Annotated in this window: 10 protein-coding genes; 5 read left to right on the top strand and 5 right to left on the bottom strand. The window is 72.5% G+C overall.

All coding sequences use genetic code 11. The features are described from left to right. Window positions 1–108: 108 nt before the first annotated feature. On the bottom strand, window positions 109–1,365 hold the full coding sequence (locus tag LCD35_RS26255; protein ID WP_224961481.1) for an aspartate aminotransferase family protein: 1,257 nt from the start codon (window positions 1,363–1,365) through the stop codon (window positions 109–111). Between the two features lie 104 nt (window positions 1,366–1,469). On the opposite strand from LCD35_RS26255, the gene LCD35_RS26250 reads away from it, so the two are divergent. The 3 genes from LCD35_RS26250 (at window position 1,470) to LCD35_RS26240 (ending at window position 5,123) form a co-directional block, all read left to right on the top strand. Next, window positions 1,470–2,963, top strand: a complete 1,494-nt coding sequence (locus LCD35_RS26250; protein ID WP_224961483.1) for an NAD-dependent succinate-semialdehyde dehydrogenase — start codon at window positions 1,470–1,472, stop codon at window positions 2,961–2,963. Between the two features lie 84 nt (window positions 2,964–3,047). After that, window positions 3,048–3,755: a DUF3632 domain-containing protein gene (locus LCD35_RS26245; RefSeq protein ID WP_225045119.1), complete on the top strand. Its 708-nt coding sequence runs from the start codon at window positions 3,048–3,050 to the stop codon at window positions 3,753–3,755. Between the two features lie 219 nt (window positions 3,756–3,974). Further along, window positions 3,975–5,123 (top strand): glycerol dehydrogenase, encoded by a 1,149-nt coding sequence (locus tag LCD35_RS26240; RefSeq protein ID WP_224961487.1) that lies wholly within the window; start codon window positions 3,975–3,977, stop codon window positions 5,121–5,123. 47 nt (window positions 5,124–5,170) lie between these two features. On the opposite strand, the gene LCD35_RS26235 is transcribed toward LCD35_RS26240, so the two are convergent. The 4 genes from LCD35_RS26235 to LCD35_RS26220 form a co-directional block, all read right to left on the bottom strand. Next, the gene (locus LCD35_RS26235; RefSeq protein ID WP_224961489.1) at window positions 5,171–5,881 is read right to left on the bottom strand and encodes a GntR family transcriptional regulator; all 711 of its coding nucleotides are present in this window, start codon (window positions 5,879–5,881) and stop codon (window positions 5,171–5,173) included. Between the two features lie 25 nt (window positions 5,882–5,906). Next, complete coding sequence (locus LCD35_RS26230; RefSeq protein WP_225045118.1) at window positions 5,907–6,665, bottom strand: maleate cis-trans isomerase; 759 nt, start codon at window positions 6,663–6,665, stop codon at window positions 5,907–5,909. Window positions 6,666–6,825: 160 nt separating this feature from the next. Further along, window positions 6,826–7,587, bottom strand: a complete 762-nt coding sequence (locus LCD35_RS26225) for an Asp/Glu racemase (RefSeq protein WP_224961494.1) — start codon at window positions 7,585–7,587, stop codon at window positions 6,826–6,828. Window positions 7,588–7,601: 14 nt separating this feature from the next. Next, the gene (locus LCD35_RS26220) at window positions 7,602–8,096 is read right to left on the bottom strand and encodes a DUF3830 family protein (RefSeq protein WP_224961495.1); all 495 of its coding nucleotides are present in this window, start codon (window positions 8,094–8,096) and stop codon (window positions 7,602–7,604) included. 308 nt (window positions 8,097–8,404) lie between these two features. Here LCD35_RS26220 and LCD35_RS26215 point away from each other — a divergent pair, with 308 nt between their 5' ends. Together LCD35_RS26215 and LCD35_RS26210 are read left to right on the top strand one after the other, a co-directional pair. Next, complete coding sequence (locus tag LCD35_RS26215; protein ID WP_225045117.1) at window positions 8,405–9,388, top strand: D-2-hydroxyacid dehydrogenase; 984 nt, start codon at window positions 8,405–8,407, stop codon at window positions 9,386–9,388. Continuing rightward, window positions 9,385–9,845, top strand: a 461-nt coding sequence (locus LCD35_RS26210; protein ID WP_255615619.1) for an amidase family protein, incomplete at its 3' end; no start/stop codon positions are given. The genes LCD35_RS26215 and LCD35_RS26210, both read left to right, overlap by 4 nt.

The following is a 9,845-nucleotide window of genomic DNA, read 5'->3' as shown; positions in this document are numbered from 1 at the left end:
CCCCCCGGGGGGGGTGGGGGGGGCGGGCCCGGGGGGGGCGGGGGGGGGCCCCCCCCCCGCCGGGGGGGGGGGCCCCCCCCGCCCCCCCCCCCCGCCCCTCGACGGTGCTCAGCCGTTGACGGCCGCCGACACCGCCTCCGACCACAGGGCGACGCCGTCGTCGACCTGTTCGGCGGTGACGATCAGCGGCGGAATCATCCGCACCACGTTGCCCGCGGGACCGCAGGTCAACAGCAGCAGGCCCCGTTCGGCGGCGGCGGCGTGCGCGCGGGTGGCGGTGGCGGTGTCGGGTGCGCCGTCCGGCGTGGTGAACTCGTTGCCGATCATGAGGCCGCGGCCGCGGACCTCGCCGATGACGGGGTGTTCGGCGGCGACCTTGCGCAGCCCTTCCTGCAGGCGGGCGCCCTGTTCGGCGGAGTTGTCCACGAGGTGCTCGTCGCGCACCACGTCCAGGGTGGCCAGGGCGGCGGCCGCGGCGACCGCGTTGCCGCCGTAGGTGCCGCCCTGCGAACCGGGCCACGCCTTGCCCATCAGTTCGGCGGAGGCGGCGATGCCGGAGATGGGGAAGCCGCTGGCGATGCCCTTGGCGGTGATCAGGATGTCGGGTGTGATGGTGGAGTGCTGGTGGCCCCAGAACTTCCCGGTGCGCCCGACACCGGTCTGCACCTCGTCGGCGATGAGCAGGATGCCGTGGTGGTCGGCGCGTTCGCGCAGCCCTTCGAGGAATTCCGGGGGCGTGGGGATGTAGCCGCCTTCGCCGAGGACGGGCTCGACGATGAACGCGGCGGTGTCCTTCGGGGAGGTCACCGTCAGCAGCAGCTGGTCGAGTTCGGCGAGGGCGAAGCGCACCGCTTCGGCCTCCGACCAGCCGTGCCGGTAGGTCTCGGGGAACGGGCTGAACGCCACGCCCGGCATCATCGGCCCGATCCCGGCGCGCACCTTCATCCCGGAGGTGGTCAGGGCCCCGGCGCCCATGGTGCGGCCGTGGAACCCGCCGTGGAAGGCGACGATGGTCTGGCGCCCGGTGGCCTGGCGGGCCAGCCGCACCGAGGCCTCCACTGCTTCGCTGCCGGAGTTGACGTAGAACATCCGGTCCAGCCCGGCGGGCAGCACCTCGCCGAGGCGTTCGGTCAGCTGGAGCAGCGGCCGGTGCATGACCGTCGTGTACTGGCCGTGGATCAGAGTGCCCACCTGGCGCTGCGCTGCTTCGACCACGCGGGGGTGGCAGTGTCCGGTGCTGGTGACGCCGATGCCGGCGGTGAAGTCGAGGTAGCGGCGGTCGTCCTCGTCGTAGAGGTAGACGCCCTCCCCGCGGGCGGCCAGCACTGGTGTCGCCTGCTTCAACGCCGGCGAGAGCTCAGCCATGTCCGACTCCAAGCAATGTAGGATTGTTGACAATCGCGAGGGACATGCAACCATCACGGCTGCGTCATGTCCACCCGCCGACACGGAAGGCCCGCAGAACAGAGATGAGCACCTCCAGCAGCTCCCCCGCAGGCACCGAGTCCCGAGAGGCCGCCGTCGTCGACGCCGCCCCCAAGCAGCTGCTCATCGGCGGCAAGTGGCGCGCGGCCACCGGCGACCGCACCTACCAGGTCGAAGACCCCTCCACCGGGCGCGCGCTGTGCTCGGTCGCCGACGCCAGCCCCGAAGACGGCATCGCCGCCCTCGCCGCCGCGCACGAAGCCCAGGCCACCTGGGCCAAGCACCCGCCGCGGGAACGCGGGGAGATCCTGCGCCGCGCTTACGAGCTCATCCAGCAGCGCCATGAGGACCTCGCCCTGCTGATGACCCTGGAAATGGGCAAACCGCTACCCGAAGCGCGCGGCGAGATCACCTACGCCTCGGAGTTCTTCCGCTGGTTCGCCGAAGAAGCCGTGCGCATCGGCGGCGACTACGCCGTCGCCCCCAGCGGCACCGGCCGCTTCCTGGTCACCCAGCAGCCCGTCGGCCCCACCCTGCTGATCACCCCGTGGAACTTCCCGATGGCCATGGGCACCCGCAAGATCGGCCCGGCCATCGCCGCCGGCTGCACCTCGGTGATCAAACCCGCGCACCAGACGCCGCTGTCGATGCTCGCGCTCGCCGAGATCCTGCAGGAAGCGGGCCTGCCCGACGGGGTGCTCAACGTGGTGACCGCCGTCGGCGCCGGTGCCGTGATGGAACCGATGATCCGCGACGGGCGCGCCCGCAAGCTCTCCTTCACCGGCTCCACCTCGGTGGGCCGCAAGCTCATCGAGCAGTCCGCCGAGCAGGTCCTCAACGTGTCGATGGAACTCGGCGGCAACGCCCCGTTCCTGGTGTTCGCCGACGCCGACCTCGACACCGCCGTCGAAGGCGCCATGCAGGCCAAGATGCGCAACATCGGCGAGGCCTGCACCGCGGCCAACCGGTTCTACGTGCACGCCGACGTCGCCGACGAGTTCTCCCGCCGCCTCGCCGAACGCATGGGGTCGCTGCGCCTCGGCCGCGGCGTCGCCGACGACGTGCAGGTGGGCCCGCTGATCGACGCCACCCAGCTCGGCAAGGTCGACGAACTCGTCAACGACGCCGTCGGGCACGGCGCCGAGGTCGTCGTCGGCGGCTCCCGCCACGACGGCGAGGGCTACTTCTACCCGCCGACCGTCCTCAAGAACGTGCCCGCCCAAGCGCGCATGACCCGCGAGGAGATCTTCGGGCCGGTCGCGCCCATCAGCACCTTCACCGACGAGCAGAGCGCCATCGACCAGGCCAACGACACCGAGTACGGGCTGGTCGCCTACGTCTACACCCGCGACCTCAACCGGGCGCTGCGCGTCTCCGAAGCCCTGGAGAGCGGCATGATCGGCCTCAACCAGGGCGTGGTGAGCAACCCGGCCGCCCCGTTCGGCGGGGTCAAGGCCTCCGGGTTGGGCCGCGAAGGCGGCAAGGTCGGCATCGACGAGTTCCTGGAGACCAAGTACATCGCCATCGGCGGCCTGTGACCCGCTGCTCCGCAACCGGATCCGGTGCCCCGCGTGCGCTGCGCGCCCCCCCCCGCCACGTCCGGGGCCGGTAGCGTCGCCCCGGTGGATCACGAGACCGCCGCCGAGCACTACCGGGCGCTGCTCGCCGAGCACCTGCGCGGCGACGAACCACCCACCGCCTGCGCCGAACGCTTCGCCGCACCGGTGCGCCGCGCCAGCACCGCAGGCCTCGGCGAGGACGCGACCGCCGAGATCCTCTGGGCCGCCTGGCAGCCGGTGCTCACCACCGCCCGCACCCGCCCCGGCACCCAGCCCGCGCTGGTCGCGCTATTGGTGGCGCTGCGCGAGCTGGGCCCGCTGCCCGGCGCCGACCGGGTGTGGGGGCTGGAGGTGTTCACCGACCTGCCCTGCTTCGGCGCACAGCTGCGCGAGGCCTGCGACGCCGACCCCACCAGTGCCGTGCCGCTGGCCGCGTTCGCCGCCCGCCTGACCACCGCGGGCATCGACTTCTCCCTGCACGCCCTGTGGGCGCTGCGCGAGCACCTCGAACACCCCGAACCGCCCGCGGACCTGGCCGCGGTGCTGCGCTGGGCCGAGCACAGCGGGCCGGTGCTGGCCGGGTTCGCCCGCACCCGCCGGACGTACGCCGACCACGACCGCGGACCCGACCGGCTCGGGCCGCTGGCGCGGGACCGCGGGATCCGCGGCCACGGCTTCACCCCCGAGCGGTGGGCGTTCTGGCGCACCCGCCTCGCCGAACTCGGCACCGCCGACGCCCGGCGGGCCCTGGCGTTCCTGCCGCGGCGCTGAAACCGCCCCGCACTGCGACACCGATCACGCGGGGACCGGCCCGGCACGCTCGCCCGAACCCGCGACCTGCACCGACACCGCCGGGGCGTTTCCGCTCCGGCACGTCGCGGGTAGCGCGTTATCAGCATGTGGAGCAGCGGGTTGCCGCGTGCGGGCACCACACGATCCCCTCGGGGCGAACCCCGGTCCACCGGGTCGAACGCAGGAAGGGCACCATCCATGACCGACACGTCCGCAGCACTGCGCACGCTGATCTCGCCCGGCCGCTACGTGCAGGGCCGCGGCGCCCTGGACTCGCTGGGTTCCTACGTGGCGAAGCTCGGTGCCCGCCCGCTGGTGCTCGCCGACGACGTGGTGCGCGGGCTGACCGAGAACGCGATCACCGCATCGTTCACCGCAGCCGGGCTGCCGGTGCTGTTCGACCGGTTCGGCGGAGTGCCGACCGCCGCCGAGAGCGGCCGCGTCGCCGAAGCCGTCCGCACCCAGGGCGCCGACGTGATCGTCGGAGTCGGCGGTGGCGCACCGATCGACACCGCCAAGGCCGCCGGCGACGACACCGGGCTGCCCGTGGTCAGCGTCCCCACCGTCGCCTCCACCGACGCGCCCTGCTCGGCGCTGTCGGTCGTCTACACCGCCGACGGCTCCTTCGAGTCCTACCGCTTCTACCACCGCAACCCCGCGCTGGTCCTCGTCGACACCCAGCTGGTCGCCGACGCGCCCGCCCGGTTCCTCGTCGCCGGGATCGGCGACGCGCTGGCCACCTGGATCGAAGCCCGCGCCGTGCGCCAGTCCAACGCCACCACCATGGCCGGTGGGGCCGCGACCCGCGCCGGAGCAGCGCTGGCGCAGCTGTCCTGGGACATCCTGCACGAATCGGCGATCCCCGCGGTGCGCGCCGTCGAACGCCACCTGGTCACGCCCGCGGTGGAAGAGGTCGTGGAGGCCAACACGCTGCTGTCCGGGCTCGGTTTCGAATCCGGCGGGCTCGCCGCCGCCCACGCCATCCACGACGGGCTCACCGCCGTCCCGCACACCCACGGCCTCGCCCACGGCCAGAAGGTCAACATCGGGTCGATCGCGCAGCTGATCCTGGAAGGCCGCCCGAGCAGCGAGATCCACGACTTCGTCGAGTTCACCACCCGTGTCGGCCTGCCCACCACGCTCACCGAAGCCGGGCTCGGCGACGCCGACGACTCGGTGCTGCGCACCGCGGCCGAAGCGGCCTGCCACCCGGACGAGACGATCCACAACCTGCCGTTCCCGGTGACCGCGGACGCCGTCGTGGACGCGCTGAAGGCCGTGGAGGTCACCGGCCGCGCGGTGCGCGCCGAAGCGGGCCTGCCCGAACCGGTCGCGCCCGCGCACTGACCTGTCTTCCGCGCCGGGCCGCCCCACCGCGGCCCGGCGCCGGCCGGTCAGCTCGCGTCGGACTCCGACAGCAGCGGGGCGAAGGCGTTGAGCCGCTCCAGCGCGTCGTTCATGTGCGCCTCCAGCCTCGCCAGCAGCAGCGCCTCGTCGCCGGACTCGATCGCATCCACCAGGCCCGCGTGCTCGTCGACGAGGGTCTGCGGGTCCGCGGTGTACTTGTCCTGCAACGCCGTCAGGCACATCCGCTTCTCCACCAGCAGCGTCTGCGCCATCCGCTGCAACCGGGGGCTGCCCGAGACCCGCACCAGGGTTTCGTGGAACTCCTGGTCGGCGTCGGAGAGCTCGATCGCATCACCCAGGCCCGCGGCCGAGACGATGCGGGCCTGCGCGGCGGTCAGCTCCGCGACCGCCTCCACCCGGTGGTGGCGCACGATCCGCTCGCACGCCGCGCGCTCCACCGCCAGCCGCGCCAGGTAGATGTCGGCGACGTCGTCGGCGTCCAGCGTCGTCACGAACAACCCGCGGTGCGGTTCGCTGTGCAGCAGCCCTTCCTGCACCAGCCGCTGCATCGCCTCCCGCAGCGGGCCGCGGCTGACCCCGAGCCGGGACGCCAGTTCCGCCTCGCCCATCTGGCTGCCCGGCGGCAACGACCCGTACATGATCGCCGAGCGCAGCTGGTCGGCCACGATCGCCGCGGTGGACTTGCGCTGCACCGGCTCTAACTCGCCGTGCTGGTTCTGCTCGTCGACTCCGAGCACCGACACCATCTCCTCATCGCCTCCGCTAGTGCGGGCCCGCTCCCCCGAGCGGCCCGTCCGCCGGACCGGTCTGCCGGAACAACGCCCCGAGCCCTTCGCGGGCGCGGGTGTCCCCGGCCAGTCGCAGCACTTCCCACGCGCTGACCTGGTTGGCGGTCAGCACCGGCTTGCCCACGCGCCCTTCGAGCTCGTCGAGCCACTGCGCGGTGTGCAGCGCCGTGTCCGGCATCAGCAGTGCCTGCGCGGGTGGATCGTCGTTGGCCGCGGCGAACTCCAGCACCTGCTCCCGGCCCAGCGTGCCGACCTCGGCGGCGGTGACGATGCCGCGGCTGGAGAGCCGGGTGACCTCGATGCTGCCGTGCGCCAGGAACGCCGCGAACCGGTCGGCGACGTCGGCCGGGTAGGTCGCGGCGACCGCCACCCGCCGCAGCCCGAGGCGCGCGGCGGCGTGCACGAACGCGAACGAGGTGCTGGAGGTCGGCAGCCCGGTCACGGCCTGCAACTTCTCCACCTGCTCGCGGGCCCCGTCCCAGCCGAAGACGAAGCTGCCGCTGGTGCACGCCCAGATCACCGCTTCGACCTCGTGGGCCAGCAGCGCGCGGGCACCGTCGGCCAGGACCTCGTCGGAACCGACGTCGAGCAGCGCGTCCACCCGGTGGGCGTCCTCGCGCATCTCGGTGTGCACCAGCGGCAGCGCGACGTCCTCGCCGAGCAACCGTTGCAGGGCCGGGTAGTCGTCCTCGGCGCTGTATCCGGGGTAGAGAATTCCCGCGGTGGTCGACACCGGCAGCTCCCTCCTTGATCGCCCCGCGATCCCGACGGGACCACGGGCGAACGACACCGGACCGGCGGTCAATTGTCGACAATGTTACCGCACGGTTCGGGGCCGCCCGACATGGCAGAAACGCTTTCGTAATTCGATCGACACGCCGCAGCGGCGCCGATCAGGCGGCCGGCGCGGCACACGCCCGCACCAGCCGCTGCTGCGGGGCCACCGCGGGCAACCCCATCGACCGCAGCGCCGCCCACATCGTCACCTGGTTCGCCGTGAGCACCGGTTTGCCCAGCTCCTGCTCCAGCGGCCCGATGATGTCGTAGGTCGGCAGGTTCGTGCAGCTGATGAACATCGCCTCCGCGTCCGGGCGGTCCGCCGAGCGCACGATGTCCACCACCTGCCGGTACCCGACCTGCCAGATCCGGCCCAGCAGGCCCAGCCCCACGCTGGTGACCACCTCGACACCGTGCTCGCCGAGGAACCCCACCAGCCGCTCGGTCACGTTCGCCACGTACGGCGTCGCGATCGCCACCCGCCGCGCCCCGAGCACCTCCAGCGCCTGCACCAGCGCACCCGAGGTCGTCACCGCCGCGGGCGCACCCGCCTCCCGCATCACCGAGGTCAGGTTCCGCTCCCCGGCCGCACCGTCGACGAAACTGCCCGACGCGCACGCGTAGGCCACCACCTCCGGCTCCGGGGTCAGCAGGTCGCGCGTCGCGGCGTGCACCGCCGCCTCGTCGGAGATCAACGACGCCATCTCCACCGTCATCGGCACCGGCACGAACGCGGTCCGCGTCAGGTACAGCGACACCTCCGGCGGCGTCCACCGCCACAACTCGCGATCCATCGCCAGGTCGAACGGGGCGACCACGCCCACCCCGCGCTGCGGCACCGGACCCGGCAGCCCGCCCAGCAGGTCCTCCGGTGGCATCGGTCCGGCCCCCGTCAGCCCGAGCGGCGTTCGTAGCGCAACCGCTCCCCGACGCTGCCCGCGCGCCACACGTCGTTGCAGGCCGCCGCGAACTCCGCCAAGCCCTCCACGATGGAGCCGTAGACGTTGCCCGGCACCCAGCCCACGTCCCCGTTGAGCAGCAGGTTGTTGCGCCCGTAGAAGATCGCCAGGTCGATCACCCCCGGCAGCTCCTGCAGGTCCTTCTCCTCCTTGAACCCGCGGTCGAGCATCCCGCTGTCGAAGGAGAAGTACACGAGGTCACCGGGGATCGGCGTCACCGTCGGGTTCTCCTGACCCGGTTCCCGCGCGGCGAAGCGCTCGACCATCGTGTAGATCTCGTTGCGCGCGTACTTCGCGTGGTGCACCGGGCCCGCCTGCGGCAACGCCTGCCACACGGCCTCGCATGTTCGGGGCGCGTCGGCGTCCAGCAACTCCGCCACGCACGAGACACCGCGCTTCTCCAACGTGATCGACAGGTACCTGGGCATGGTGAATTCCGTTCCATGAGGGGGACGTGCAGATGGGAATCGGTCTCCGCGGTCTCGGCTCGCGACCACCACCGGTCACGCCGTGCCCTGCCCAGGGCCGAAGACCTCCCCCGCGGGCCGCGCGCACCGACCGGTGGCGGCCCCGCAGCGAGGTACCTGCGGATTGTTGACAATCCTACGAGCGCTTCCTAGCGTGTCAATCCCCGGACGACGATCGACTCCAGGCCATGATCGGCAGCCAGGCAGGCGCGATCGCCCGGAACGCCGCGACGACGCGCACCCCACCCCGACGACCGCGAAGGCAGGTCATGACCCACCACACCCCCACCGTCGTCGTCCTCCACGGTGGCAACCCGCCACCGGCCATGGACCGCATCGCCGCGGCCGCCGAACTCCGCCCCACCACCGAGGACGAGCTCGCCACCGCACTGCCCGGCGCCGACGTGCTGTTCGTGTGGGACTTCCGCTCCGACGCCGTCGCCGACACCTGGGCGCACGCCGACGCGCTGCGCTGGGTCCACGCCGCCAGCGCCGGCGTCGACCGGCTGCTGTTCCCCGACCTGCTCGACTCCCAGGTCGCCCTCACCAACTCCCGCGGCATCTTCGACGCACCCATGGCCGAATACGTCCTGGCCACCGTCCTCGCCTTCGCCAAGGACCTGCACACCAGCGTGCGCCTGCAAGATCGCCGCGAATGGCGCCACCGCGAAACCGAACGCATCACCGGCAAGGCCGCCCTCGTCGTCGGCACCGGCCCCATCGGACGCGCCATCGCAGGCAGGCTCACCGCCGCCGGACTCCACGTGCACGGCGCCGGACGCGTCGCCCGCACCGGCGACCCCGACTTCGGCACCGTGCACGCCTCCGACCGGCTCCACGACGTCCTCGGCGACTACGACTACGTCGTGCTCGCCGCACCCCTGACCGAGCAGACCCACGGGCTCATCGACGCCGACGTCCTCACCCGGTTCCGGCCCACCGCACGCCTGATCAACGTCGGGCGCGGCGAACTCGTCGTCCAACCCGACCTCGTCGAAGCCCTCGAAGCGGGCACCATCGCCGGCGCCGCCCTCGACGTCTTCGACACCGAACCCCTCCCCAGCACCTCACCTCTGTGGGAGATGCCCAACGTCCTGATCTCCCCGCACATGTCCGGCGACACCATCGGCTGGACCACCGAACTGGTGGAACTCTTCCTGGACAACCTGCGCAGCTACGCCCACGGCGGCGAACTGCGCAACGTAGTGGACAAGCAGCGCGGCTACGTCAGCGGAACGGAGCGGAACCGATGACCTCGACCCCAGACGCGGCACCCACCCACGCCACCACCCCGGCGGACCTCACCGCCACCGACATGCTCGAACGCTTCGCCACCGGGGAGCTCTCCCCCGTCGAAGCCACCGAAGCCACCCTCACCCGCATCGCCGACGCCGACCCCGCCGTCAACGCCTACTGCCTCGTCGACGCCGACCGCGCCCTCGACCAGGCCCGCGCCGCCGAAACCCGCTGGGCCCGCGGCGAACCCCGCGGCCGCCTCGACGGCGTGCCCACCTCCATCAAGGACATCTTCCTCACCCGGGACTGGCCCACCCTCCGCGGCTCCCGCACCATCGACCCCCACCAGCCCAGGAACGCCCACGCCCCCGCCCTAGCCCCCCTGCGCCAGAACACCCCCCGCTTTTTTGTGAAAACCCACACCCCCCCCCACCCCCAAAAGACAGGAACCCACAACCACCCCAAAAACCCACA

It is taken from the genome of Saccharopolyspora sp. 6V, from assembly GCF_020176785.1.
GTDB classification, from domain to species: Bacteria; Actinomycetota; Actinomycetes; order Mycobacteriales; family Pseudonocardiaceae; genus Saccharopolyspora_C; species Saccharopolyspora_C gregorii.
This window is presented reverse-complemented; position numbering and strand designations above follow the sequence as displayed.

What these genes read in the sequence shown, in the direction of transcription:
- LCD35_RS26225 (WP_224961494.1), bottom strand. Translation starts at nt 7,587, where the DNA reads ATGCCACCGGAGGACCTGCTGGGCGGGCTGCCGGGTCCGGTGCCGCAG.
- LCD35_RS26255 (WP_224961481.1), bottom strand. Translation starts at nt 1,365, where the DNA reads ATGGCTGAGCTCTCGCCGGCGTTGAAGCAGGCGACACCAGTGCTGGCC.
- LCD35_RS26240 (WP_224961487.1), top strand. Translation starts at nt 3,975, where the DNA reads ATGACCGACACGTCCGCAGCACTGCGCACGCTGATCTCGCCCGGCCGC.
- LCD35_RS26220 (WP_224961495.1), bottom strand. Translation starts at nt 8,096, where the DNA reads ATGCCCAGGTACCTGTCGATCACGTTGGAGAAGCGCGGTGTCTCGTGC.
- LCD35_RS26250 (WP_224961483.1), top strand. Translation starts at nt 1,470, where the DNA reads ATGAGCACCTCCAGCAGCTCCCCCGCAGGCACCGAGTCCCGAGAGGCC.
- LCD35_RS26215 (WP_225045117.1), top strand. Translation starts at nt 8,405, where the DNA reads ATGACCCACCACACCCCCACCGTCGTCGTCCTCCACGGTGGCAACCCG.